The organism is Desulfovibrio intestinivivus, from assembly GCF_053570665.1.
In genome coordinates, this window is record NZ_JBRBQT010000001.1 from 134,534 (window position 1) to 160,919 (window position 26,386).

The 26,386-nt window shown below is 57.5% G+C and carries 24 protein-coding genes; 21 read left to right on the forward strand and 3 right to left on the reverse strand.

Going from position 1 to position 26,386, the window contains the following annotated elements; all coding sequences use genetic code 11:
- The first annotated feature begins 14 nt into the window (after nt 1-14).
- A complete protein-coding gene (locus ACUZ9P_RS00615; RefSeq protein WP_192113735.1) occupies nt 15-344 on the forward strand; it encodes a 4Fe-4S dicluster domain-containing protein in 330 nt (109 codons plus the stop codon).
- Nucleotides 345-432: 88 nt separating this feature from the next.
- A complete protein-coding gene (locus ACUZ9P_RS00620) occupies nt 433-1,128 on the forward strand; it encodes a Crp/Fnr family transcriptional regulator (protein WP_209817900.1) in 696 nt (231 codons plus the stop codon).
- Nucleotides 1,129-1,480: 352 nt separating this feature from the next.
- Here ACUZ9P_RS00620 and ACUZ9P_RS00625 read toward each other — a convergent pair whose 3' ends face one another.
- Nucleotides 1,481-2,320, reverse strand: coding sequence for a hypothetical protein (locus ACUZ9P_RS00625; RefSeq protein WP_449248231.1), 840 nt, complete (start codon nt 2,318-2,320; stop codon nt 1,481-1,483).
- Nucleotides 2,321-2,323: 3 nt separating this feature from the next.
- Entirely contained in the window at nt 2,324-3,115 is a 792-nt protein-coding gene (locus ACUZ9P_RS00630) for a sirohydrochlorin cobaltochelatase (RefSeq protein WP_449248232.1), read from the reverse strand.
- Nucleotides 3,116-3,311: 196 nt separating this feature from the next.
- On the opposite strand from ACUZ9P_RS00630, the gene rfbD reads away from it, so the two are divergent.
- From rfbD to ACUZ9P_RS00665, 7 genes are all read left to right on the forward strand, one after another.
- Nucleotides 3,312-4,199, forward strand: coding sequence for a dTDP-4-dehydrorhamnose reductase (rfbD, locus tag ACUZ9P_RS00635; RefSeq protein WP_298994662.1), 888 nt, complete (start codon nt 3,312-3,314; stop codon nt 4,197-4,199).
- Entirely contained in the window at nt 4,196-5,365 is a 1,170-nt protein-coding gene (locus tag ACUZ9P_RS00640; RefSeq protein WP_449248233.1) for a DUF3179 domain-containing protein, read from the forward strand. The genes rfbD and ACUZ9P_RS00640 overlap by 4 nt, the downstream gene beginning before the upstream one ends.
- Nucleotides 5,366-5,432: 67 nt before the next feature.
- Nucleotides 5,433-6,227, forward strand: a complete 795-nt coding sequence (locus ACUZ9P_RS00645) for an HD domain-containing protein (protein WP_449248234.1) — start codon at nt 5,433-5,435, stop codon at nt 6,225-6,227.
- Nucleotides 6,224-6,721 carry a hypothetical protein gene (locus ACUZ9P_RS00650; RefSeq protein ID WP_449248235.1) on the forward strand — a complete coding sequence of 166 codons (498 nt, stop codon included), beginning with the start codon at nt 6,224-6,226 and terminating at the stop codon, nt 6,719-6,721. The genes ACUZ9P_RS00645 and ACUZ9P_RS00650 overlap by 4 nt, the downstream gene beginning before the upstream one ends.
- Nucleotides 6,722-6,904: 183 nt before the next feature.
- Nucleotides 6,905-10,393 (forward strand): DNA polymerase III subunit alpha, encoded by a 3,489-nt coding sequence (gene dnaE, locus ACUZ9P_RS00655; protein WP_449248236.1) that lies wholly within the window; start codon nt 6,905-6,907, stop codon nt 10,391-10,393.
- Nucleotides 10,394-10,399: 6 nt separating this feature from the next.
- The gene (locus ACUZ9P_RS00660) at nt 10,400-11,563 is read left to right on the forward strand and encodes a metallophosphoesterase (RefSeq protein ID WP_449248237.1); all 1,164 of its coding nucleotides are present in this window, start codon (nt 10,400-10,402) and stop codon (nt 11,561-11,563) included.
- Between the two features lie 54 nt (nt 11,564-11,617).
- Nucleotides 11,618-12,568: a radical SAM protein gene (locus tag ACUZ9P_RS00665; RefSeq protein WP_449248238.1), complete on the forward strand. Its 951-nt coding sequence runs from the start codon at nt 11,618-11,620 to the stop codon at nt 12,566-12,568.
- A 54-nt stretch (nt 12,569-12,622) separates the two neighbouring features.
- Here ACUZ9P_RS00665 and ACUZ9P_RS00670 read toward each other — a convergent pair whose 3' ends face one another.
- A complete protein-coding gene (locus ACUZ9P_RS00670; protein WP_449248239.1) occupies nt 12,623-13,681 on the reverse strand; it encodes a DUF1848 domain-containing protein in 1,059 nt (352 codons plus the stop codon).
- Nucleotides 13,682-13,835: 154 nt separating this feature from the next.
- Here ACUZ9P_RS00670 and ACUZ9P_RS00675 point away from each other — a divergent pair, with 154 nt between their 5' ends.
- From ACUZ9P_RS00675 to ACUZ9P_RS00730, 12 genes are all read left to right on the forward strand, one after another.
- Nucleotides 13,836-14,003, forward strand: coding sequence for a hypothetical protein (locus ACUZ9P_RS00675; RefSeq protein ID WP_022657287.1), 168 nt, complete (start codon nt 13,836-13,838; stop codon nt 14,001-14,003).
- Nucleotides 14,000-14,413 carry a 6-carboxytetrahydropterin synthase QueD gene (queD, locus tag ACUZ9P_RS00680; RefSeq protein WP_449248240.1) on the forward strand — a complete coding sequence of 138 codons (414 nt, stop codon included), beginning with the start codon at nt 14,000-14,002 and terminating at the stop codon, nt 14,411-14,413. The genes ACUZ9P_RS00675 and queD overlap by 4 nt, the downstream gene beginning before the upstream one ends.
- Nucleotides 14,414-14,425: 12 nt before the next feature.
- Nucleotides 14,426-15,361 (forward strand): WcbI family polysaccharide biosynthesis putative acetyltransferase, encoded by a 936-nt coding sequence (locus tag ACUZ9P_RS00685; protein WP_449248241.1) that lies wholly within the window; start codon nt 14,426-14,428, stop codon nt 15,359-15,361.
- A 335-nt stretch (nt 15,362-15,696) separates the two neighbouring features.
- Nucleotides 15,697-16,320: a flavodoxin family protein gene (locus ACUZ9P_RS00690; protein ID WP_298994683.1), complete on the forward strand. Its 624-nt coding sequence runs from the start codon at nt 15,697-15,699 to the stop codon at nt 16,318-16,320.
- 719 nt (nt 16,321-17,039) lie between these two features.
- On the forward strand, nt 17,040-18,395 hold the full coding sequence (locus tag ACUZ9P_RS00695) for an SLC13 family permease (protein ID WP_449248242.1): 1,356 nt from the start codon (nt 17,040-17,042) through the stop codon (nt 18,393-18,395).
- 33 nt (nt 18,396-18,428) lie between these two features.
- Nucleotides 18,429-19,274, forward strand: coding sequence for a fumarate hydratase (locus tag ACUZ9P_RS00700; protein WP_449248243.1), 846 nt, complete (start codon nt 18,429-18,431; stop codon nt 19,272-19,274).
- Nucleotides 19,275-19,283: 9 nt separating this feature from the next.
- Nucleotides 19,284-19,847 (forward strand): Fe-S-containing hydro-lyase, encoded by a 564-nt coding sequence (locus ACUZ9P_RS00705; protein ID WP_449248244.1) that lies wholly within the window; start codon nt 19,284-19,286, stop codon nt 19,845-19,847.
- Nucleotides 19,848-19,941: 94 nt separating this feature from the next.
- Nucleotides 19,942-20,571: a succinate dehydrogenase/fumarate reductase transmembrane subunit gene (locus tag ACUZ9P_RS00710; RefSeq protein WP_449248245.1), complete on the forward strand. Its 630-nt coding sequence runs from the start codon at nt 19,942-19,944 to the stop codon at nt 20,569-20,571.
- Between the two features lie 9 nt (nt 20,572-20,580).
- Nucleotides 20,581-22,437: a fumarate reductase flavoprotein subunit gene (locus ACUZ9P_RS00715; RefSeq protein ID WP_298994696.1), complete on the forward strand. Its 1,857-nt coding sequence runs from the start codon at nt 20,581-20,583 to the stop codon at nt 22,435-22,437.
- Between the two features lie 10 nt (nt 22,438-22,447).
- Entirely contained in the window at nt 22,448-23,230 is a 783-nt protein-coding gene (locus ACUZ9P_RS00720) for a fumarate reductase iron-sulfur subunit (protein ID WP_449248246.1), read from the forward strand.
- A gap of 96 nt (nt 23,231-23,326) precedes the next feature.
- Nucleotides 23,327-24,013: a CBS and ACT domain-containing protein gene (locus ACUZ9P_RS00725; protein ID WP_449248247.1), complete on the forward strand. Its 687-nt coding sequence runs from the start codon at nt 23,327-23,329 to the stop codon at nt 24,011-24,013.
- Nucleotides 24,014-24,323: 310 nt separating this feature from the next.
- Nucleotides 24,324-26,243 carry a sensor domain-containing diguanylate cyclase gene (locus ACUZ9P_RS00730; RefSeq protein WP_449248248.1) on the forward strand — a complete coding sequence of 640 codons (1,920 nt, stop codon included), beginning with the start codon at nt 24,324-24,326 and terminating at the stop codon, nt 26,241-26,243.
- Nucleotides 26,244-26,386: the final 143 nt, after the last annotated feature.

Consider the following 26,386-nt stretch of genomic DNA (forward strand, 5'->3'; position numbering starts at 1 on the left):
TCAGGAGAAAGAAAATGCCGCCAAAAATTGACACGCACAAATGCAACGGCTGTAACGGGCGCGAAGAAACCCATTGCGAAGAAATCTGCCCCGGCGATCTCATGGCTCTGAACCCCGCCACGGGTAAGGCTTACTTGCGGGCCGCCCGCGACTGCTGGGACTGCATGTCCTGCATCAAGGCCTGCCCCGCGGGCGCGCTTGAAATCAAGATGCCCTACCAGCTGGGCTACTTCAAGGCCACGCTGCGTCCCATCATGGGCTCCAACTTCATTATCTGGAAATGCCGCGACATCAACGGGCAGGAACAGACCTACCGTTATGTGAACAGGCTGGACAAGGCCTGATAGCGCGGAGTATTATTGAAAATAGTCGCCAGCGTCCCGCCGTTCCTGCACGGCGGGGCGCTGGCGCATCACACAGGGAAGGGCATACATGGACACATTCTGGCATCTGGAAAAAGAAGACTTTTTCAAGGGCATTGACGAGGCCAAGAGCGCCTTTTTAAAAAATGCCCAGCGCCTTGAACTGTCCAAGAATGAAATGGTCTTTCTTGAGGGTGACGCAGGAGACTCCTGCTTTTATATAGAATCCGGCCTGATACGCATCTTTTGTTTGGACCGCGCAGGCAAGGAAATGACCTTCTCGCTGCGCATGAAGGGCGAAATATTCGGTATTTCAGAAGTGCTGAACAATTCCCCGCGCAAGGCCAGCGCGCAGACGGCCAGCGCATCCGTGCTGTACGCAATCAACCGGCAGGATTTTGAAAGCATGCTTCAGGAGCATTATCCGCTGGCGCGCAGCGTCATTACCCTGCTTGGGCGCAGACTGCGCCAGATGGGCGATCTGGTGCGCCGCCAGAACAGCGACGTTGCCAACCGGCTGGCAAGCCTGCTTATTTCTCTGGCCTACGAAACCCTGCGTACTACCGAGGGCTGGAACAAGCCCTGCGAAATCCCGCTGAGCATTCCTCAGGAGCAGCTGGCCTCCATGGTCGGCTCCACCCAGCCCACAGTCAGCGCCACCTTGCAGCAGTTCCGCAATGCGGGGCTTATTGTGGGTTCGGGCAGACGCATCGTCCTGCTCAATCCCATTGAAATGATCTACCGCCTCGATCACAACCTTCTGTAGCCGCGCCGCGTGCTCCTCGCCACCATGTGCTCCGGCCACCTGGCGCACTAGCCGGACATTTTGCCCAGGTATCCGGCCCGGACAAATAATTTTCCACTGCCCCAATAATCTTGCAGCTTATAGTCTGCCCTGCCGGTAAATGGTACTGCCAGAACAAGGGCTGCACCCAAGGTTCGCTATGTGGCTGCCTGCGGCCCCCTTCATTCCACTCCATTCCGATTCCTGCCCCTGCAACGGATTTTGCCGTCCGTGAAAGGTAAAAGCAAAGCCCGCTCTTTCGAGCGGGCTTTGCGGCATTATACGTGCAATTTCAGAAGGCCAAAGGCAGTCTGAATGTTTTGCATCAAGCGGGCTATTCCATTGCCTTGAGAATGCTGCTGGCAGAAACGGACGACAGCACGTTGCCGTCAACAATCACGGCGGGCAGGGTCTTGATGCCAAAATACTGGGCGATCTGCTGGGCCTGATAGAGGTTCACATTGCCCGCATTGTAGCAGTATTTGCCCACGGCCAGTTCTTCGGCGGGGTTCACCGGGGGCCGCAGTTTGCTCATATAGCTGTAGTGGATGGGGAAGTCAGAGGATTCCGCCGTGGCATCGTATTCATTGTTAAAGGCCACAACGTGTCCTTTTTTCTTCTGGGCAGCCTTGATCTCGTTCCAGCGCGAGAGCGCGTAGGTCATGTAAGCCATGCCCTGACCGGGGCGGGAGTAAGAAACCCAGATGCCCATGCCCATGAGGTCGGTGCCGTAGTATTCCTTGCTGTTGGCAAAAACCGCAATTTTACACTGCTGGGGCGAAACCGAGCGGCTGGCCTCAGCCACGGCATGCCAGACCTTTTCGCTCTGCGGCGAGGCAAAATCAAGCACTACCAATACTTCGTGAGGAGCCTTGGGCTCGCCGAAAAATACGGGGTATATCTCGTTTTTCCACTGGGGCCGATAGGCAGCTTCGCCCTCAATGGAGCTAACACGCCCGCCCATTTTTTGCAGCATGGCCTGGCTCTCTGCATCGCTCGGGCGCAGGTTGGGCAAGGAAGTACGCAGGTAGGGGTTAAAAGCGTTGGCCTTGGCGTTCTGCACACCAGCCGCAAGATTTACTTTTTCTTTAGGGCCGGAATCGCCCGTGCCCATAGCGCCGCACCCGCCCAACAACAGACCTGAAACCAGTATAGCCGCCAAAAATCCGCGCATACGTCACCTCTTCTCCCAGCCAGCGGCAAGGGATTGCACGGCATCCTCAAGATGCCGCAGCCATATTTCAGCCACATCGGCGTATTCCGCCGTCCCCATGAGCACGGGCAGGCATTGGTGGCCCTGGGCCTCAATGCGACTGCGCCAACTGTGCCCGTTCTCGCCCGCCATGTCCTCCAGAGCATGGCGGCCCACAACCGACAAAAGCGGCATAAGCCATACCCGGCGTGAAGCGAGATTGGGCAAAATACTTTCAAGCGTCACAGCGCCGTTCATGGCCCCCACATGCACGCGGCTGTCAAGCTCGTGCACAGCGCGGGCCAGATCCACATAGCGGGCAACCGCCTCGTGTTCAGCGCCGTGCCCCATAAAGACAACGTCTTCATCTGCGTCGCGCTCTGCGGGCAGATGCCGCACCAGCGCCCGCGCCGTCGCGCGCACATCGTCCGCCGTGGCGAGCAGGGGCGCGCCAATCCGGCAAAGCAGGTGCTCGTGCTCGGCGGCTTCTTCAACTGCGGCGCGCACATCACCATGCTCCTGACCGGGTATGGTCTGCAAGGGCTGCACCGCCACGGCCTCGAACCGCTCAAGCCCAAGACGGCATACTGCTTTAAAAACAGAATCACTCTTCTGGCGAGCCTGCGCCATGCGTTCGCGCAAGAGCAGCGAAGTATAGGCCCAGCGTACCGGAATACCGGGATAACGCTGGCGCACAAGGGCGTCAAACCCCTTGAGGGCGTTCTGCCCCTGCGAGCTGCTTGCGCCAAAGGCGACCAGAAGAATAGCGTGTCTCATGGGGCTTTTTTGTACGTCACTTGCGCCCTTGAAGCAAGGAGGCCATCTGCGGCGGGCAATGCCCAAGCGGCTTCGTATGAAATTGATGTTGACCTGCCTGTATTGTATTGACCCCGGCATCAATGCGAGGATAATGTGCCGGAGAATGGCCTGGATACCGCCAGCACAGCGCTGGCGGGCAAACATTGGGGGTCGCATGGCAAAAGCTCTGGTACTTGGGGGGGCAACTGGCCTTCTGGGCCAGGCCCTGACGCGAGTGCTCAAAGCCCGCGAGTGGGAAGTTGCAACACTTGGCCGCCAAAACGGCAATCTGCTGGACATGGCGTTTCTGCAAACTGCCATTGCAGAGGCGCAGGCGGATGTGGTGTTCAACACTGTGGCCTGGACGGCTGTTGACGATGCCGAAGACCATAAGGAAGAAGCCTGCCAGCTCAACCGCGCCTTGCCCGCCTCCATTGCGCGCTGCCTCAAGGCGCAGGGGGCCGGATTTCTCGTGCAGTTCAGCACGGACTTCATTTTTTCCGGTGCTGGCGACACCGCCTGGAAAGAAACAGATACGCCCCAACCGGCATCTGTATACGCCAGCACCAAGCTTGAAGGCGAAAAGGCCGTTCTGGAAACACTGCCGGACCGCTCGTGCGTCATACGTACCGCATGGCTTTTTGGCCCAGGCCGCAAAAATTTTGTGGATACTATCCTTGCCGCCTGCCAGCGCCGCGATTCCATCAACGTGGTGCATGACCAGACAGGTTCTCCCACCTACACGCTTGATCTGGCGCACTGGAGCATCGCCTTGGCCGAAAAAAGGGCCACAGGCATCTGGCATGCGGTAAACGGCGGGCAGGCAAGCTGGTGTGATCTGGCTTGCGAAGCTGTTTCTCTGGCCGGGGCCCCGTGCCGGGTTGTGCCCATTGATTCGGCGGAATGGCCTCAAAAAGCGCGCCGCCCCGTGTTTTCCGTGCTGGACAACAGCAAGCTGGCCGCCTTTCTTGGCAAGTCTCCTCGCCCGTGGCCCCAGGCCCTGCGAGATTATGTTTTCAGCGACTATCTGCCCGCGCACACCAGCAAAGGCGGGACGCAGTGACAATACCAGGCCCTTGCCCTGCGCGGCTTTTAGCCAGCCTGCCCGCATGGCGGGCGCTTTGCATGGTCACGGCGGCCCTCACGCTGTTCACGCTGACAGCGCTCTGGAATGCCAATGACGCTCAGGCCAGGCCGCGCAGTTTGCAGGAGCTTGCCGCCGTCAACGGCAAGCTGATTGAAACAGGCGTCAAATACGGCTCCATCCCTTCCTTGTACCGCCCGCGCTATGACCGCATTCAGGATGCAAACCTGAGCCTCAGCGATGATGAGGTGGTGTTCATCGCCATGTTGCAAGGGGGGGCGCGCGTTTACCCGCAGCGCATCATGGTCTGGCATCAGGTTGTCAACGAAATCGTGGACGACAAGGCCTACGCCATCACCTACTGTCCCACCACCGGCACCTTCATGGCCTATGATTCTTCCATGGGGGGCCTGAATCTCATTTTTGACACGGAAGGCCGCCTCTACGACGGCAACAGCGTTCTGATTGACCGCAATTCCGGCAGTCTCTGGCTACAGGAAACAGGCATGGCCTTTGACGGCCCCCTCCTGGGCCGTGGCCTGCCCATGGTGCCAGTATACTGGACAACCTGGGGCGCGGCAAAGCGCACCTTTCCGCATGCCGTGGTACTTGCCAAGCCTAACGGCAACAAGCCCTACGGGCGCGACCCCTACGGCAACTACCTGCGCAAGGGAACCTACTACGATAACGACAGGCTCATTTATCCAGTGGAACGCACGGACAAACGTTTTGCCCGCAAAACGCCCATGCTGTGCATCGAATATGAGGGATACCTGTTGGCTATCGACATAGGCTATGTGCGCAAAAAGGGGGCCGTGAATTTTTTTGTGGGGCCCAATGCCCTGCTGGCAGTCTATGACCGGGGCCTTGAGGTGGTGCGTCTTTTTAACCGCCAGATATGGGCCGAGCCATTCCTGTTCATATCCCAGAACGGCAAGCTCATGGATCTGACCACGCGCAGCCAGTGGGATCCTGCCACGGGCGTGGCGCTTGACGGCAACATGAAGGGCGCGTCCATGCCGCAGTTTTACGGCGCGTATTCCATGTGGTTTGCATGGTACAGCATGAATCCGGAAACACTGGTCATTCCCGGCCCCGGCGAGGTGCCTGAAAAGCTGCTCTCGCCTGCCCCGCCGGGGGAATAACCCAACAGCCCACGTGCCCCGGTCAAGCCGTTTGCATTGCGTAAAACCAGAGCGTATTTGATTACCCATGAACTGCACTGTCACAGCATCCGCCGACATATCCTTGCATCTGGCGTGGTTTACTGCATATGCCGCCGCCAAAACAGCCCTGGAACAAGGCGATGCCTCCCCCATGGATCTCAAACTCCGGCACTCCCTTGAAGTGCTGGAAAATGCCCGGCACACCGTTGAAGGCGAGGGCTTTGACCCGCAGACCGCGCGGGCCTGCCTGCTGGCCGCCCTGTATCATGATGTGGGCCGGTTTGAGCAGTATCTGCGCTACCACACATTCAGAGACAGGGAATCGTGCAATCACGGACAGATGGGCGTGCGGGTTCTCAAGGCCGAACGCCGCCTCGTCAGCGAGACGCCGCAAATGCGCAAGCTGGTCATGGCGGCGGTGGGCATGCACAACCGTTTTGCCCTGCCCAAGGGGACGCCGGAGAACATCGCTCTGGTCACCAATGTGGTGCGTGATGCGGACAAACTGGACATTCTGCGGGTCATGGACGAGCACTTGAGCGGCCCAGCCCCGTATAATCCCACGGTAGTGCTGCAACAGCCGGACGACCCCACCATCGCCAGCGAGGCTGTTCTCAAAGCCGTGCGCGAAAAGCGCGTGGCGGCCTATGTGGACCTGCGCTGCGTCAACGATTTTCGCCTGCTGCTGGGGACATGGTTTTTTGATCTGCACTTTGCTTCAAGCCGCCGCAAATTCCTTAAGGACGGGCATGCGCAAAATCTGCTGCGCCGCATGCCGGGCACGGTTCCGCAGGCCGAAGCCCGCGACTGTCTGCTGCATATTCTGGAGAATGCGCAGTGACGTCAGCTCGCATGACAGCCAGCCTTGACGCTTTGCCTGCCTGCCCTGCATTTTTTCCGCAGGAGGCGCTGGCGCGGCGTGTGCCGTGGCCGGATGCGCACGCGCATGCCCCGCTCAATCCTGATGCGCAGACATTGCGAAGCGCCATCCATGCGCCCCTGGCCTGTGTACGCATGGCTTTTGCGCTGTTTTATCTGCCAGAGGCGCAGGCAGAAGCCCTGCTGCGGCTCGCGCTTGAAAGCGCTGAAGTAGTCCTGGTAGCTGATTTCAAACTGGCGGAGCGCAACCTCGAGCTGCCCGCAACGCTGGCGGCGCGCGCCCTCATGACGCTAACGAAAACGCGCAGAACAGCAGTGGCAGACGGGGCACCTCAAGCAAGTTTTATTCAAAGGGGCGGCATTGAGGGGCTTGTGCACCAATGCACTGCGCTGGTGCACGAGCGCCGCCCCATTTTTGCCGGAGCTGCGGCCCTGCTGCATTTGCAGCGCGCCTGAGGCGTTGAACCTCCCCTCGCGGCCTCTCGCGGCCAAGCCCACATTTCTGACCTCACGGCCCCGCCTTGAAGGCCCACCCTGCCTGTGCTATAAGCGGCTCTGGCGATGCCGCACCCTGTGCAGGCGCACGCCTGTCAGGCCTTTGCGCCGGTAACGCCCGCCTTTTCCGCTTCTGGAGTTTTCATGTCAGATTTTGTCCATCTTCATTGCCATACCGAATACAGCCTGCTTGACGGCGCCATCCGCATCAAAGATCTGTGCGCCCGCGCCAAGGATTTCGGCATGCCCGCCTGCGCCATCACCGACCACGGCAACCTCTTTGGCGCGGCCTATTTTTATCAGGGTTGCAAGGATTACGGCGTCAAACCCATCTTTGGGTGCGAGGTTTACGTCTGCCACGACCACAAGGATAAAAGCACGGATTCGCCTCTGGCGCGCCGCCGCAACCACCTGATTCTGCTGGCCCAGAACACCACGGGCTACCACAATCTGGTCAAGCTGGTCACACAGGGCTACCTCGAGGGTTTTTATTACAAACCCCGCGTGGATAAACCCCTGCTGCGCAAGTATTCCGAAGGCCTTGTCTGCCTTTCGGCCTGCATCGCCGGCGAGATCCCCCGCGCCATTCTTGCGGACGACATGGACAAGGCCCTAAACCTCACCCAGGAATACGCGGATATCTACCCCGACCGTTTTTATCTTGAGTTGCAGTCCAACGGCCTGCCCGAGCAGACCAAGGCCAACAATGCCCTTCTGGAACTGGCGGAAACCACGGGCGTGCCGCTGGTTGCCACCAACGACTGCCACTATCTCACCGCTGACGATGCCGAAGCCCACGAAGTGTTGCTCTGCATTCAGACGCAGACCACCATGGATGACCCAAAGCGCATGCGCTTTGGCACCCATGAGCTGTACTACAAGTCCATCGAAGAGATGGAAAAGCCCTTTGCCCACGTGCCCGAAGCCCTGGCCAACACCATGCGCATTGCCGAGCAGTGCAATGTGGAGCTGGACTTCGGCCATCACTACTTCCCTGTGTACAAGCTGCCGGAAGGGGCCAGCCTTGATTCCGAATTTCGGCGGCTGGCAGAAGACGGGCTGGAAAAACGGCTGGAAAAACATCCCGACAGAGACACGATTGATGTTCAGCTCTACCGGGACCGCTTGCAGTACGAACTGCGCGTTATCCTTGAAATGGGTTTTCCCGGTTACTTCCTCATCGTGCAGGAATTCATCAACTGGGCAAAAAACCACAATGTTCCCGTGGGGCCGGGGCGTGGTTCCGCCGCCGGTTCGCTGGTGGCGTGGGCTTTGCGCATCACCAACCTTGATCCCATCCCCTACAATCTGCTGTTTGAACGCTTTCTGAACAACGAACGCGTCTCCCTGCCCGATATCGACGTGGACTTTTGCGAACGCCGCCGCGTCGAGGTCATCAAGCACATGGTGGAAACCTACGGCGAAGGCTCGGTGGCGCAGATCACCACCTTCGGCACCATGAAGGCCAAGGGCGTTGTGCGCGACGTGGGCCGCGCCCTGGGCATGAGCTTTGCGGAGACTGACCGCATCGCCAAACTGGTGCCCGCCGACCTCAAGATGACCATCAAAAAGGCGCTGGAGGCAGAGCCGGAGCTGGAAAACATTTACCACTCCGACCCCAAGGTCAAACACCTGCTGGACACGGCCCGCCGCCTTGAAGGCCTGGCCCGCCACGCTTCCACCCACGCCGCCGGGCTTGTGGTTTCAGACAAGCCCATGGAGGAATACCTCCCCCTCTATCAGGGCAAACGCGGCGAACTTGTGACCCAGTTTGACGGCCCCATGACGGAAAAAGCCGGGCTTGTGAAGTTCGACTTTCTTGGCCTGAAAACCATGACCCTGATTCAGGACACCCTGGACAACATCAGCCTTCAGGGCAACGAACCGCCGGATCTTGACAACCTGCCGCTTACGGATACGGAAACCTACGAGCTTTACGCCCGTGGCGACACGGACGGCGTGTTTCAGGTGGAAAGTTCGGGCATGCGGCAGTATCTGCGCATGCTCAAGCCCTCGTGCTTTGAAGACGTCATCGCCATGCTGGCCCTGTACCGCCCCGGCCCGCTCGGTTCGGGCATGGTGGACGAATTCATCAAGCGCAAGCACGGGCAGGTGCCCGTGGTGTATCCGCACCAGTCGCTTACAGAATGCCTGCGCGATACCTACGGGGTTATCGTCTATCAGGAACAGGTCATGCAGATCGCCCAGATCATCGCCAGCTATACGCTTGGCGGGGCCGACCTGCTGCGCCGCGCCATGGGCAAAAAGAAAGCCGAAGCCATGGCCAAGGAACGCGTCAATTTTGTTACCGGCGCGGAAAAGAACAACATCGACAAGGACAAGGCCAACGAAATTTTCGACTTGATGGAAAAGTTCGCCGAATACGGCTTCAACAAGTCGCACTCCGCCGCTTACGCCCTCATTTCGTACTACACGGCCTTTCTCAAGGTTCATTACAAGGTCGAGTTCATGGCCGCCCTGCTCACCTCTGAAATGGGCAATCAGGACAAGCTGCTCAAGTATGTCTCGTGCTGCAAGGACATGGACATCAATGTGGTGCAGGCCTCGGTAAACCAGAGCCAGCGCGAATTTACGGCCCACGGCGGAAAGGTGGTCTTTGGCCTTGGCGGCATCAAGAACGTGGGCGATGAAGCCATACGCGAAATTGTGGAAGCCAGGGCCGAAGGCGGCGAATTTGCCTCGCTGTTCGACATGTGCTGCCGGGTAAACCTGCGCAAGGTCACCAAGCGCGTGCTTGAATCGCTCGTCAAGGGCGGCGCCTGCGACTGCTTTGGCGTACCCCGCGCCGCCATGCTGGCGGCCATTGAAATTGTGGTTGCCCGCGCGCAAAAAAAGGCCAAGGACAAAACATCCAACCAGGTATCGCTGCTCTCCATGGCCCCAGTGGTGGAAAGCGCGCCCCAACCCGGTATCGGCCTTGACTGCCCCGAAGCCTCGTTGCCCGAAATGGCTGACGACGACAAACTGCGGGCAGAAAAGGAAGCCCTGGGCTTCTTTTTGACCAGCCACCCGCTGCAGCCCTTCTCTCGCGAGATCCGCCGCCTGGGCCTCACCACGCTGGAAGACGCACGCGAACTGTTCCCCGGTGCGGAAATCCGTTGCGCGGCGCTGGTGGTCAGCGTGAAGGAAGTACTGACAAAATCCAAGGGCGAGCGCATGGCCTTTGTGGGGATTGAAGACCTCACCGGCCACGCCGAAGTGACTTTTTTCCCCCGCCCTTACGCCGAATGCCGCGATCTTTTACGTTCAGAACAGCCCATCTGCCTTGTGGCGCGGCTCGACAGCCAGGCAGACAACGGGGACAACGGCGATATGGATGAAGAAGCAGACGAAGGCCCGCGCGAAATCAAGCTGCTGGGCCAGACCGCCCGCTCGCTGGCCGAAGCCTGCGGGCAAAGCGACACCCCCATATGCGTGCAGATACCGCCGCACCGCCTTGGGCGCGAAGACATGCTGGCTCTGCGCAACCTTCTGGAAAAATTCCCCGGCCCGGTGGAAGCGCATGCCCAGATTTTTCTTGATGGGCACGTGTGCATCCTGCACCTCGACAACACTCTGAAAGTACGCCCCGGGCCGGATCTGGACAAAGCTCTTGCCGCCTGGGCTTCATAAAACCATATGTTCCGATTTTTTCTGGTAACAGGCATCGGCCTGGCCATTATCAACGGCTGGATATCCTGGTGGCTTTGGCGCGCGCTTTCCGGCACGGGCTGGCTGCGCATAGTCCTCTGCATCCTTGTGCTCGCTCTGGGCGCGGCCTTTCCCCTGCTCTACAAGGGGCATGGCGATACCCTTGCCCATGTGTGGCTGATTCGGGCCGGGGCATTCTGGATGGGCGTGGCTTTCTACGCCTTTGCGCTTGCGCTGCTTGCCGACATCTGGGGCCTTGGCGCACGTATCTTTGGCGCACTGCCGCCCGCCACCCCACGCTGGGGCGCTCTACTGCTGGTTATGGGCCTGCCCTTGCTGCTGGGAGTGGGCAGCTGGTTCAACGCGGCCTTCCCCGTACTGCGGCACTACGACATCACTGTCCGCGCACAAGGCCCAGTACCCAGCGCCTACGTGGACAAGCCGTTGAAACTGGGCGTTATTACCGACATGCATCTGGGCCGCCTCCTCACCGCAGGTCGGCTGGGCAGAGCCGTGGAACTGCTGGCCCCGGAGCAGCCGGACGCAATCCTCTATGTTGGCGACATCATTGACGACCATATAAAGTTGGATGTGGAAGCCACCGCCGCAGCGCTTGCTGTGGCCCAGCCGCGCCTTGGGCATTGGGCTGTGCCGGGCAACCACGAATATATCTCTGGTTCCATCGATAAAAGTCTGGATTTTCTGCGCGCTGTGGGCATGCAGGTGCTGCGCGACCAGTGGGCCGTGGTGGACAACAGCTTTGTGCTTGCTGGCAGGGATGATTTGAGCAAGCCCGGTTTTACGGGCATCCAGCGGGGCAGCATGGAAGAGCTTTTGGCCGACCTGCCAGAACAGTACCGCGGCCTGCCCCTTGTGGTCATGGATCACCAGCCCGCCGCCCTTGACGAAGCCCGTCAGGCGGGCGCTGCGCTCATGCTGTCAGGTCACACGCACAACGGGCAGCTTTGGCCTTTTAACTTTGTGACGGAACTAAGATACGAAAACCCGCTGGGCCTGCTGACAAAGGGCAACTTCCACTCTATCGTCAGCGCAGGCACTGGCACATGGGGGCCGCCCCTGCGTACCACGGGCCGCGCTGAGGTCTTGCTGGTTACGGTGCATTTTGCTTCTGCGGACAATGCCGCTCCATAGCTATCAGCATGGGATGATCGACGCCCCGGACATCTTGTTCCGGAAGGAGGCCGCGTGTTATTCTGCTCCAGGTTTGTTCGGGAACTTGTGTTTGAAGAAAGGGCCTTGCAACCCTGCTGCAATACGCACAATATCGTGGTGCCGAGTTTTTCTTTTGCAGGTGGCGCGGTGGATATGGAGGCATATACCCGCCATATCGCCAGTGTTGCGCAGGAAGTGCAGAAGCAGAATCCCCAGGTATGCGCGGGCTGCCCCGATCTTGTTCCCCTTTCGCATTCCGTCTGTGTGCCCAAGCTGCGATTTGCCGTTCTTTCCCTGAATCACCACAGACACATCTGCAACTGCCGCTGCGTCTACTGCGACCTGTGGAAGCCAGGACAACACCCGCGCCCCATTGCCATTCTTCCTGCCATCCAGAGTCTGTATGAGCAGGACGCACTGGAAAAGAACTGCGCCATAAGCTGGGGCGGGGGAGAATCCACCCTGTTGCCCGATTTTGAAGCCACAGGCCGCTGGCTGCGCGAGCATGACTACTTTCAGTACGTGCATACCAATGCGCTGCGGCATTCTGCCTGGATTGACGAATTGCTTTCCAGCGGTGGCGGCAAAATCAACATCAGTCTTGATTCCGGCAATGCCGCAGCCTATGCCCGCGTTAAGGGCGGCGACTGGTGGAATGACGTGATGGCTTCGATGGAAAAGTATTTTGTTGCAGCAATCACGCCCGAACAAATTGATATCAAATACATAATTTTTGAAGAAAATAACAAGATCGCCGACGTTGAGCAGTTTTTCCAGATCTGCCGCCGCTTCGGAGCAGTGAAGGTACAGTTGTCCTTCAATTTTCTGGAAGTAAATGCTGGCACGGTCAGTGAGCATTCCATCACCGCAGCCGCGTATTTCATGCACCGGGCGCAGGAACTGGCTCTTGCTTGCGAGCTGTTTTTCGTGGATGCACCGCTGCGTGAACGCATTGACCGCGCACGCAGCAAATTCTTTCAGTAGCCTGAGCAGGTTCAGCGTCCCCCGCAAAATCAGCCAGATGAATCAGGCCCGATGTCAGGCGGGCCGTTCCGGTTCTGCAAAAATGCTCTCCCCCTCCGGGTCATGCCGCCGGAAATTCCGGGCTGCAACGGCGGGCGAGGTATTGGCGTAGCAGTACACGCAGCCGTGGGGGCAGGTGTCGTACTGGCCCACATCCTTGCAGGGTACGCACAGACACACTGCACGCTGGCCAGTGTCGCGCGGATACTCATGCGGTGTGCTGGCAAGGTTTGCGCCTGAGGGCATTTCCAGGGGCAGGCCCAGTTGCCGCTGCGGCGCAATGCCAAAAAGGCGCAGCATGTCCGGGTGCCTGTTGGTGAGCTTGAGGATGAGTTCCGGGTCTGTGCAACGGTTATGGCTGATGCCCCATGCCGCGAGGTCCCCCTTTTCGCCACAGGTGCAGGGCTCCGCGCCCATTTCTCCAGCAAGAGCGGCTACCCCCGCTGCCACGGCCTGCATTTCCGCCTGCGTAAAATCACGCCAGGCAAGGCCCGCCCGGCGCAGATTTTCCCGCACCTTGCGGTAGTCGGCAATATCGGCAAAGCTGAACACCAGCTTGCGGGTACAGCCTTTCAGGGCTCTGCCGATGCGGGCCATTTTGTCCAGCAACACATGGTGGCCGTCAGGATTTTGCGCCAGTTGCCCGGCCAGCATCAGGGGGTCAAAGCGCCACACGACCCTTTCCGGCCCCGCCGCATCCGCAAAACGGCGAAAGGTGTCGATGCGTTGGGCAAGCGGCGGCAGATTGGGTTCCCAGCCTTCAGCCTCATAATCATTGAGCGTAAATTCCAGATACCAGGCGAGGCCCCGCGCCTCCACCTCCGGCAGCAAGGGCAGCAAAGGCCGCGGATTTTTGCTCCAGAACACGACAACCCGCGTGTTGGCAAAAGACACAAACTGGGGCCGCCCGTTGAAGGGATTGATCCAGCGGGCATATCCCGCGCGCAGCCTGTTGATAAACCAGGGCGCGTAAAAGGCCGGAATATCCGTTGCCCGGCTGGCCGCAATGATCTCTGGAGCAACTGCGCTTGCCTGCCCCGATGCGGTGGTTATCTGTACTGTACGCCACTTCATGCCCAAAGTGTTTCAGGGCTGCGAGGCTTCGTCAACTGCACGGGGCATGCGGCCTGCCTGAAACCATCGCTCTGACGTGCATTTTGACTTATCCGGCGCAATTGTTATGCTTACAGGCGAGCACGATCAATAACCTGTAACAAACTGGAAATTCATGTCTTTCTTTTCCTGGATGCAAAGCCTCTTCACGCCGCCCTCCACTGGCGACCCTGATCTGGATGATCCACATCCAGGCTTTGAATGGAACCAGAACGCCCGCATCATGCTGGCGATCATTGTTGTCATTATTTCGGCCTTCGTGGTCTACTGGATACTGTCATGACAAAGGGCGCTTTCTGGCGGCTGACCGTGCGGGACGATTTTTCTGCTGGTCATGCCTTGCGGCATTACGAGGGCAAGTGCGAGCGCATGCACGGCCACAATTTTGCGGTGGAACTGACCGTGCAGGGGCAGCGCCTGACCCCGGACACTGAAATGCTGCTTGATTTTAAAACGCTCAAGAGCGGCCTTAAAACCGTGCTTGACGGGCTTGACCACCGCCTGCTCAACGAAACGCCGCCCTTTGACGTCATGAATCCTTCTTCAGAAAATCTTGCCCGGCATATCTGGCGGGGCATGGCGGAACTGCTGGCAACACATGAAGATCCTCAGGCCCGGCAAGTGCGGCTTTACAGCGTCACAGTGTCTGAAAAAGCCGCGCAAAGCGCCACCTACATGGAAGTAGACGACTGATTCAGGTCGCGCATGGGGTCGGACGTTGGCGCACCCCAAGAATACGACCCCCTCTCACCCAAGACAGACGGAACCAGCATGACCAAGGCTCTGTGTCTTCTGCACGCCAACTGCCAGGGCGATGCCCTGCGCCCCCTGCTGGAAAACACCCCGGCCTTTGCCAGCCGTTTTTGCATCCGCCAGTATGTGAATTACACGCGGCAGAGTATTGCAGACAGCGATATTGAACGCTGCGAGCTTTTTCTCTACCAGCGCCTTGCGCCCAAGTGGGGCGACCTTTCCACAGAACAGATGCTGCCACGCCTGCCGCAACACTGCCAGACCATTGAGATTCCCAATCTGTTTTTCAAGGGTTACTGGCCCTTCTGGTCCCGCGATGAGCGCATCAACTTTGCCGACAGCCTGCTGGAGACGCTGCTGCAAAAAGTCACGCCACAAGAGGCGCTGACCCTTTATCTGCGCGGCGCAGCCTCGCTGTTGGGCAATGCGGACGCGCTCAACGCGCAGGCTGAAGAATCGCTTGCGCGTGAGGAAGCCAAGGAGGCCGATGCCCCCATACGTTGCGCGCCGCTGCTGCGCGAGCGCTGGCGTGATGAACAGATGTTTATCACGGTCAACCACCCAGGACGCGAACTGCTGTTCCACATGGCAGACAGCCTGCTGCGTCTGTTGGGCCTTGGCGCTCTGCCCCCCTCCACACGCGGGGCATATGTTCACCCACTTGAAGATTTCTGGCTGCCCATCCATCCGGCGGTGGGGAGCGCGCTGCGCCTGCCCTTTGCCAGCGCGGACAAACGCTGGCCCATCTTCCACTCCCTGCTCACGCACAGGGAATACACCCTGTGCTACATGGCCTGCCGCGCAAACAATGTGCCTGACTTTCTGACCTTTCTAAAAAACCTCTCGCCGGACGCCTTGCGGCTGGCCGCAAAAGATATGACAGACTGATTTTGACTTGCCGGCATGGCTGTTTCTGAAGCCCTGGCTGGTGCAGAGTCGGCAAACACGTATAAAACCGCAAGGGCCAATGGCGGCAGGCTCCAGCGTGGCTTGCGCACGTGAAAGGCATTGCGTACTGTTGGCAGGTCAAGAAATCAGAGACGAAATTACGCACAGGCTTGCAAGCACATTCGCCGAGCCTACGCAGCCCGACATCTGCTGGCCTGACGCGCCCCAAGCGTCACCACTGGCTGGCTTTTTACCAACAAAAACCATAAGGGGCACTGGCCTCGCCGTTTCGCGCATTGCGCGGGCGGGCATTTTGCACCCGGAAGGAGATTTCCATGAAGGTACTCATGCTCAACGGCAGCCCGCATCCCAAGGGCTGTACTTTTACGGCTCTGTCCACGGTTGCGGCGCAGCTTGAAAAAAACGGCGTTGAAACGCAGATGCTCCAGTTGGGCGCAAAGCCCATACAGTGCTGTATTGCCTGCGGCAAGTGCAAGGATACCGGGCATTGCGTGTTCAATGCCGACCACGTTAACGAGGCCATTGACCTGCTGCGCGAGGCAGACGGCTTTGTTGTGGGTTCTCCTGTTTACTACGCCGGCCCCAACGGCGGCGTGTGCTCCTTTCTTGACCGCATGTTCTATGGCAAGTCCCTCCACTATGCCTTCAAGCCCGCCGCCGCAGTGGTGAGCTGCCGCCGTGGCGGGGCCAGCGCATCCTTTGACCGGCTGAACAAATACTTTACGATTGCGCGCATGCCTGTGGTTTCTTCCCAGTACTGGAACGCCGTGCACGGCAACACGCCGGACGAGGTAATGCAGGACAAGGAAGGCTTGCAGATCATGCGCACCCTTGGCGACAACATGGCGTGGCTGCTCAAGTGCATTGCCGCTGGCAAGGCCGCTGGCGTGGCAACCCCAACCCCTGAACCGTGGGACCCCACCAACTTTATCCGCTAGAACCAAACACTGTGTGAAATACTGTGCAGGTATTCCTGCAATATCTACCCGTCTGCGGTGCAACCGCACAACCGCAGTGACAGACAGACATCAGTGATCAAGGCTGTCCGAAAATATTTTCGGGCAGCCTTTTTATTGCCCGCCTGTTCGTTTTACGTCCGCACGCTTTATGCAATAACGTATCTCGGCTTGTGGCCCACCGCGCCCAAGCCTCCGAATACGCTCAGGCATAATCCCTCACACGCGTTGCATGCAGAGAATTGCAACATCCAACATCGCGGCAAAGCTGATAAAGTTTTATCCGCTCATCTGCGATTTATCTTTGAGACCATATGCATGTTCATTCGCGCTGAACATGCGCCTTGTGCAAAAAGGAACACCTTCACTTAAAATAGCGATATAAATTTTATACAACATGACAACTAATGAAGATCATTTTACTACAATATTTTCGTCTTATAAACATTTAGTCAGCACAACATACATATTTGTGATTTTTATTACATACTATTGGACATAAAATTTTTTCATGCCTTTCATACTGCATACGCTGAATAAATTATAAAGATTGATCAATCATTCAGCATAATATTGTTGCCACGATTTTTCATATCTGGCATTGTTTCAGGTATCCATTTATTTTCCCTGCAATTGTATACCATAAAACGCGAAAAACCACGCAGGGACGCCGTAAATTTCATGATGCAGGAGGTTGGCGGATGAAAAGACCAGCTCTATGGGCGTTTATGCTGCTTGCGATTGTTCTTTTTGCTGGACATGAGGCCTTTGCAGCTTCCAGTCTTGGCATCAAGCTACCAGAAGACCCCACCAAGGCATACATCACCCTGGGCATCCTGCTGGTTGCCGCAGTGATGTTTTTTACGGAAGTTGTCCCCCTGCCCATTACGGCGCTGCTTGTACCGGTGGCTCTGTCGCTCACAAATGTGGTTTCGTCCAAGGTTGCCTTTGGCTACTTTGGCGACCCCACCGTTGTTCTCTTCATGGCCATGTTCATCGTGGGGGAAGCCACGTTTATAACCGGATTTGCGGACAAGGTAGGCGGCCTGGCCGTCAAGCTTTCCAAGGGTAATCCGGTTAAACTCATCGTATACACCATGGCGGCCATCGGCCTGCTCTCCACCGTGCTTTCCAACACCGGCACCACAGTTGTGGCCGTGCCCATGGTGCTTGGCATGTGCATCAAGGCCAAGCTCGCGCCCGGCAAGGTGCTTATGCCCGTTGCCTTTGCCTCTTCACTGGGCGGCACGGTAACACTTGTAGGCACGCCCCCCAACGGCATTATCAACTCCATGCTGGCCCAGACCGGGCAAAGCCCCTTTGGTTTTTTTGAATTTGGCCTTATCGGCATGCCCTTGCTGATCGTCGGCCTGCTCTATTATGCGGTTATCGGCCACAAATTTTTGCCGGAAAAGCTGCATGACGACAGCGAAGACGACATTGAGGTTGACGCCAAGATCCGCCGCGAACACAAAATGTGGCATTCCGTACTGATTTTCGCCTTTGTTGTCGCCATGATGGCCAGCGAAATCATGCCCCTGACCACAGCCGCCGTTTTGGGCGCCTGCCTTATGGTCATTACAGGCTGCATGACCATGCGTGAAGCCTTCCGCAGCGTTGACTGGACAACAATTTTTCTGTTCGCGGGCATGCTTTCCATGTCGGCCGCCATGGACAAGTCCGGCGCAGCCGCCATTGTGGCTAACGCCGTGGTGAGCACGGTCAATGATCCGTGGATGCTCATGTTTGTGTGCTGCGCCCTCACCGCCGCCATCACCAACTTCATGTCCAATACCGCCACTGCGGCCCTCATGGCCCCGCTGGCTCTGCCCATCGCCCTTGCCAGCGGCATTTCGCCCTTGCCCATCGCCATGGGCATTGCCATGTCGGCCTCGTGCTGCTTCCTGACGCCCATTGCCACCCCGCCCAACACCATCGTGCTTGGCCCCGGCAGATACAGCTTCATGGATTATGTCAAGGCTGGCTGGCCTTTGCAGTTGATTTCGCTCATTATGTGCTGGCTGCTTATCCCGCTGATCTGGCCTTTCCATGGATAGGCCAGCAGCAGTCGTACTTATAAAGAGGAAGACATGAAGGAAATCAATGTTGAGGACATAGCGCGCGCCGTTGCCGACCTTGCAGTGCGCGCCTGCTGCCGCCTGCCGCAGGATATGGTGGACGGCATGCACAAGGCGCATGAGGCGGAACCCTCGCCCGTGGGTAAAAATATTCTTGAGCAACTGCTGGAAAATGCGGCAATCGCGGCAAGCGATGGCATCCCCATTTGTCAGGATACCGGCCTTGCGGTGGTTTTTGCCGATGTGGGGCAGGACGTGCGCATTGTGGGCGGCGCGTTTGAAGACGCCGTCAATGAGGGTGTGCGCCGAGGCTATGTGGACGGGTACCTGCGCAAATCCTGTGTGGCGGAGCCATTGTTTGAACGCAAAAATACGCGCGACAACACTCCTGCCGTCATCCACACCCGTCTTGTGCCCGGCGACTCGCTGCGCCTGCGCCTGGCCCCCAAGGGGGCAGGCTCTGAAAACAAGAGCGTGGTCAAAATGCTCGTGCCCGCTGACGGCATCGAAGGAGTGCGTAAGGTGGTGCTGGATGCCGTGCTGGCCGCAGGGCCCAATTCCTGTCCGCCCATGGTGGTGGGCGTTGGCCTTGGCGGCACCATGGAAATGGCCGCCATCTGCGCCAAGCGCGCCGCCGCCCGCGACCTTGAAAGCCGCAACCATGATCCGCGCTACGCGGCCTTTGAAGAAGAACTGCTTGAGCTTATCAACAAGACCGGCATTGGCCCTCAGGGTCTTGGCGGGCTGACTACGGCGCTGAAAGTGCATGTGGAGTGGGCGCCCACCCACATTGCCTCCCTGCCTGTGGCCGTGAACATCAACTGCCACGCGGCGCGCCACGCCGAAGTTACGCTGTAGGAGGCCACCATGTCGGAAAACCAGATGAAAAAAATACGCGCTCCTTTTGACGAAGCCACCGCGCGTTCACTGCGCGCGGGCGACCGGGTACTGATTTCGGGCACCATTCTTGCCGCACGCGATGCGGCCCACAAACGTCTTGTAGAGACTCTGGACAGGGGCGAACCCCTGCCCGTGGATCTGAAGGGCGCAGTGGTCTATTACGTGGGGCCAAGCCCGGCCAAACCCGGAGAAGTGATCGGAGCTGCCGGACCTACGACCTCGGGCCGAATGGATGCCTACACCCCCCGCCTGATTGATCAAGGCCTGAAAGGCATGATCGGCAAGGGCTACCGCAAGCCCGAAGTGGTGGAAGCCATGAAACAGCATGGCGTGCCGTATCTTGCCGCCGTGGGCGGCGCAGGCGCCCTGATCGCACGCAGCATCAAAAAATACACGGTGCTGGCCTACGAAGACCTTGGCCCGGAAGCCGTGGCCGCCATGGAAGTGGAGGATTTTCCCGCCATTGTGGTCATCGACAGCACGGGCGACAACTACTACGAGACAGGGCAGGCCCCGTACAGACGATCCTGACCTGCGGCCGCCCCTGTTGCATGCCGAGTGCTGAAACGTGGCGCGGGCTGCCGCGCCGTTTTATAATGCCTGATATCTTTATGAAGGAGTAGGTATGGCCTTGAGCAGATCCCCTGTCGATGACCGAACCCGCCTTGATTTCTGGCAAGCGGCTTCTGGCGTGGTGCTGGCGCTTTTTGTGTGCGTGCATCTCGTGCTGGAAGGGACGGTCGTCCTTAGCCCCGCACTGACCAACGGTATTGCATGGTTGCTTGAAGTAACCATGCTTGCACAGGTGGCGGCCCCCGTCATCATGCTGCTGATCCTGTTCCACTTTTACATTGCAGCCCGCAAAATGCCCTTTCGCGCTAATGAGCTTGGCGTGTTTGTGCAGCACAGCAAGGGCCTCAAGGAAGTGGATACGTGGCTGTGGCTGGTGCAGGTTTTTACGGCCATCGTTATTCTGGCAGGCGCTTTCTACCACATTTACGGCGTCATGACCGACCTGCCCATCAATGTGGCGGGCAGCGCCAAACGCCTGCACTCCGGCTGGCTGGCTTTTTATGTATTCTTTCTGCCCTGTGTCATTTTGCATACGGGCATTGGCGTGTACCGCCTGGCCGTCAAGTTCGGCGTGTGCGTCAAGGCCACGCGCCCGGCGTGGCGCAAGTGGACCTGGATTGTCATGGGCTGTTATCTTCTGCTCGGCGCGGCGGCTCTGACCCGCGTGTGGTTCTTGGGATAGGGGGTGCGTATGCGAGTTTTTGAAAGCGATGTTCTTTGCATAGGCGCCGGCCTGGCTGGGGAACGCGTTGCCGTGGAAGCGGCGCAGGCGGGTTTCAGCGTTATCTGTCTTTCACTGGTGCCGCCCAAGCGGTCGCACTCGTCAGCCGCCATGGGCGGCATGCAGGCGGCGCTGGGCAACTCCATCATGGGCGAGGGCGACTGCCCCGAGGTGCACTTCAACGATACGGTCAAGGGTTCCGACTGGGGCTGCGACCAGGAAGTTGCCCGCCTGTTCGCCGAGACAGGCCCCATCGCCATGCGCGAAATGGCCTGGATGGGAGTGCCCTGGAGCCGCGTTGTGCCCGGCGAACACACCTATTACAAAGGCGGCAAGCCCTTTCAAGCAACGGAAAAAAAGGAAAACGAGGGGCTGATTCACTCACGCGCCTTTGGCGGCACGGCCAAGTGGCGCACCTGTTATACCTCTGACGGCACAGGCCACGCAGTGCTGTTCACCCTTGATAACCGTCTGCTGCAACTGGGCGTTGACGTGCATGACCGCATGCAGGCCGAGGCTCTGATTCACGATGGACAGCGCTGCATGGGCTGCGTTGCCCGCGATCTGCGCACCGGCGAACTGGTGGGCTATTTCGCCAAGGGCACGCTTATCGCCACGGGCGGTTATGGCCGCATTTACCGTGCCACCACCAATGCCATCATCTGCGACGGCGGCGGCCAGATCACGGCCCTTGAAACAGGCGTTGTGCCGCTGGGCAATATGGAAGCCGTGCAGTTTCACCCCACAGGCACCGTGCCCACGGACATTCTGGTCACAGAAGGTTGCCGCGGCGACGGCGGCACTTTGCTGGACGTGAACGAATACCGCTTTATGCCCGATTATGAGCCGGAAAAGGCCGAGCTTGCCTCGCGCGACGTGGTGTCACGCCGCATGACCGAGCACATGCGCAAGGGCCTTGGCGTACAAAGCCCCTATGGCGAGCACTTGTGGCTGGATATCCGCCATCTGGGCGAAAAGCACATCACCACAAACCTGCGCGAAGTGTATGACATCTCAACGCACTTCCTGGGTGTGAACCCCATACACCAGCTTATACCCGTGCGGCCCACCCACCACTACAGCATGGGCGGCGTACGCATCAACAAGGACGGCCACGCCTACGGCCTTGAGGGGCTTTTCTCTGCTGGCGAGGCTGCCTGCTGGGACATGCACGGCTTCAACCGTCTTGGCGGCAATTCACTGGCAGAAACCATTGTTTCCGGCCGCATTGTCGGCGCAAAACTGGTGGAATTCCTCAAAGGTTACGAAACTGTTTTCTCCACCCAGGCAATGAAGGACGCCGCCACCAAGGTCAAGGAGCGCATCTCTGCCCTGATGCGCGGTACCGGCGATGATTGTTACACCCTGCGCAACGCCATGCAGGACATCATGATGGAGCATGTGGGTATTTTCCGTAACGGCAAGGATCTGGAAGCAGGCGTTGCCAAGTTGCAGGAACTGCTGGAGCGCACAAAGAACATGCGCCTTGCCAGCGGCAACATCCCCGGCCCCAATGCCGAGCTTTCCATGGCCCTGCGCGTACCGGGCATGCTCAAGCTGGCCCTGTGTACGGCCTACGGCGCGCTGATGCGCACAGAAAGCCGTGGCGCGCATGCCCGCGAGGATTACCCCGAGCGCAACGACAAGGAATGGCTCAACCGTACCCTGGCCTACTGGAAGGAAGGCGACACCCTGCCCACCCTCAAGTACGAACCGGCAACGCCGTTCTATATTCTGCCCCCCGGCGACCGTGGATACGGCGGCGGCAAGATCATAACCGCCGACATCAGCCCGGAAAAAATCGTACCGTACGCACAACAGGGGTAAGGAGAGCCATATGGGACGCAATCTGACGTTTGAAATATTCCGTTACAATCCGCTGGATCCGCTCTCGCATCCCCATATGCAGACATTCCAGCTTGAAGAACACAACAGCATGACGCTGTTTATTGCGCTGAACATGATCCGCGAAACTCAGGACGCCTCCTTGCAGTTTGACTTTTGCTGCCGCGCCGGCATCTGCGGTTCGTGCGGCATGGTCATCAACGGGCGGCCCGGTCTGGCCTGCCACACGCAGACAAGCGACCTGCCAAGCCACATCACCCTGCATCCCCTGCCGGTGTTCAAGCTTTTGGGCGACCTCTCGGTGGATACGGGTACGTGGTTTCGCAATGTGGGAGCCAAGATCGAATCGTGGATACACACCACAAAAGATTTTGACCCCAAGGCGCAAGAAGAGCGCATGGATAATGAGCTGGCCACCCAGATATTCGAACTTGACCGCTGTATTGAATGCGGCTGCTGCGTGGCGGCCTGCGGCACGGCCCGCATGCGCGAGGACTTTATCGGCGCAACGGCCATCAACCGCATGGCGCGCTTCTACATTGACCCGCGCGACAACCGCACCCCTGCGGACTATTATGAATTGATCGGCGATGATAGCGGCGTATTTGGCTGCATGGGCCTGCTGGCCTGCGACAACGTCTGCCCCAAGCAACTGCCGCTTCAGGATCAACTGGGCATCATGCGCCGCATGGTGACAATGGAGTCTGTGCGCGGTATTTTGCCTGAATTTATACGTAACAAATTGCAGGGCTGTGGATGCGGCTGTTCCAAATAACAACGCTTCCCTCATGGAATGGGTTGGCACAAGCCGCCCATTCCATTTCCACCAGACGGGAGGGGTTACCCTCGCACAACCCTCAGGGAGGATGCCATGCTGATACTCGACTGGATGCAATCCAAGGTAATTTCGATTCCGCCGACCGCAACCCTGCTCCAGTGCCGAAAGCTGTTCAAGGAACACAAAATAAACCGACTCCCTGTGGTTGACGCCAACAATGTTGTGGTTGGACTCATCTCGTCTTCCGATGTCCGCAGCTTTGCTCCCAACAAGTCCACGGGGCTCGAAATTATTGAGCTTCTGGAAATCATGAGCGAAACTAAAGTCAGGGATGTCATGGTGGTCGACCCGGTGACCATCACGTACAAAAGCACGATTGAGCAGGCTGCCAAAAGGATGATCGACAAGCATGTTGCCTGCCTGCCCGTAGTGAACGACGAGGAAAAGCTGGTGGGCATCATCACCGGATGGGATGTGTTCAAGGCCTTGCTCGACATAAGCGGCGCAGAACAACCCGGCGTTGAGGTGGGCTTTGTGGTCCCCTATCAGCCCGGCACCCTGCGCGAACTGCTCGACAGGCTCAAGGCGCATGGCATGAGCATTATTTCTGTATTGTCGTCGGCTTCAAACGATGGCATGCGTCAGGTCAAGATACGTTTCAAAGGCCCTGATGCCCTGTCGCAAAATATTGCGCTTGAGCAGTTCCGCGACCATCCCGGCCTGCGTTACTGGGCGCGCGAGGACGAATTCTACCTTAAGTCCAACGTGAATCTGGGCTAAGCCTCACCCTCCCGGCTCACGGTGCGCTGGCTGCGGGGCAGGCCCTGTGAATACGCGGTAAAAGTGCCGCCACGGCTGCTGGGTCGTGGCGGTTTTTTCTTATGCCCATCGGCATATTTCCAAGTAGATGCCTTGGCTTCCTTTCTGCAATACGATATACAAAACGGCATTCCGTGTTGCAGGGAGGGAGACATTCCCGCACAGGCAAAGGCTCTTTGCCGTCCAGCACCGGCGCATTCGCTTTCGAACATCCGGATCCCGTCTTATCACTCGTTGCAGACATGTCTGCCCTCACGCTTCAGGAAGCTCCATGCACAAGAACTACGCCTTCCGCACCAATTTCATAATCTGCCTGATTATTGTTATCGGCTTTTCTGTCACGTCTATAATAGGCTACCGTTCCAATGTGGACACCCTGAAAAAAGAAGCGGAAAGCGTGACGCGCCTGGCCTCAGAAGGCATGATGTATCAGATTGACGCCATTTTTGCCCAATCCATACATATTTCGCTGACAATGGCGCACGACAGTTTTTTGATAAATTTTCTCTCGCAGGAAAAGGAAAACCTGAAAAACCCGGCGTATACGCTGAACATCAGGGAATACCTTGCCGCCTACAGAAAGAAATACAATTATGATTCCGTTTTTCTTGTCTCCATGCAGACAGACCGTTACTACAATTTTTCTGGTGTTGACCGCATTGTTGACCATTCTAATTCTGAGAACAAATGGGTACGGGAATTTATTGCAAGCAATCAGGAATTTTCACTCAATATTGATAACGACAAAGCTGCGCACGATACCATTACTGTATTTGTAAACTGTGCTGTTAAAAACAAGAATAATGAAACCGTGGGGATAGTGGGGGTTGGCTTTACTGTAACCTCCATTCAGGCCATGCTTATCAAGTATGAGCAGCAATTTGCGGTTAAATCATATCTTGTGAACGCCAATGGAGCCATCCAGATATCTTCATCCGCGCAGGGCGGGTCTGCCGAAGATATTTATTCCGCACAGACCTTTGCCGCAGTAAAAAACACCCTGAAAAAGAACAGCACAGAAATTTCAGACTCATGGTATTCTGGTCATGGCACCGATGGCTATGCTGTCACGCGCTACCTTCCAGCCCCTAATCTTTTCCTCATTACAGACAAAAACACTTCTGAAATAATCAGACAGATCAGAACAAAATACTACACTGGCGCTATTATTGTTGGCTTTACAATGATAATTGTCATTTTTATTGTAACAGCAATAATACGTAGATATAAAAACAAGATAATCTCCCTCACCATTGCTGAAGAATTGAAGTATCACGCCATACTTCAAAACGCCACATCGCACATTTATGACAGCATTGTTGAATTTGACATAACCAATGATGTTGCCTGCGGCGAGGGCACAAAAAAGTTTATGCAGCAGTTGGGCCTCAAGCCAAGCACATCATACAGCACAATGCTGCAAACCATTGTGGCAAAGCATATCCTGCCCGAGCATGTGAACCTGTACCTGAAAACCTTCAGCCCGGAATCCATACGCACAGCCCTGCAGGAGCAGCGTAACAAGCTGAGTTGCGATTTCCAGTGCATGCAGAGCAACGGCCAGTACATCTGGTTCAGGGAAACCGGCTATATTTTGCGCTGGGCAGAGAATGATTCCATCCACATTGTCATTTGCCGCCAGAACATTGACCAAGACAAGAGGCAGGAACTCAGCCTTCAGGATATGGCCCAAAAGGACGGCCTAACTGGTCTTTACAACAAAATGACCACAGAAGCGCTTATTGACAGACGCCTGACGGAACATCAGTGCGACGCTGGCGCCCTGGCCATGATCATGCTTGATATAGACAACTTCAAGGAACTCAACGACTCGCTGGGCCATGTTGCGGGCGACAGGATAATTCAGGAGTTTGCCCAGAGTCTGCGGGCGGCCTTTGCGCCCAGTGATCTGGTGGGCCGCATCGGCGGCGATGAATTTATTGTTCTTACATGCCAGCAAAGCATTGATGCATTGACCGCAAAGCTTGAAGAACTCTGCAACCGCATCCGCCATACCACCTACGGAGGCGAGGAGCAGCACCACCTTGCCGCAAGCATGGGCGTGGCGCTCTTTCCCCTGCATGGCAAAAACTTCAGCGAGCTGTACGCAAGTGCAGATGCAGCCCTGTACCGCGCCAAGCAGAAGGGCAAGGACACGTATACATTTTTTGAAACCGCGCCTTTGGCATAGGCCCGAACTGGCCCCAACAGACACGTCCAGTTCGAGCCAGTTCAGATCGGACAGAGGAACAGCAAGCATTGGCCGTTCCGTAGACTGTTTTGGGGCAATGCTCAAGGGGTCATTCAGCCTTGCTGCTGACCGCGCAGCCCCGG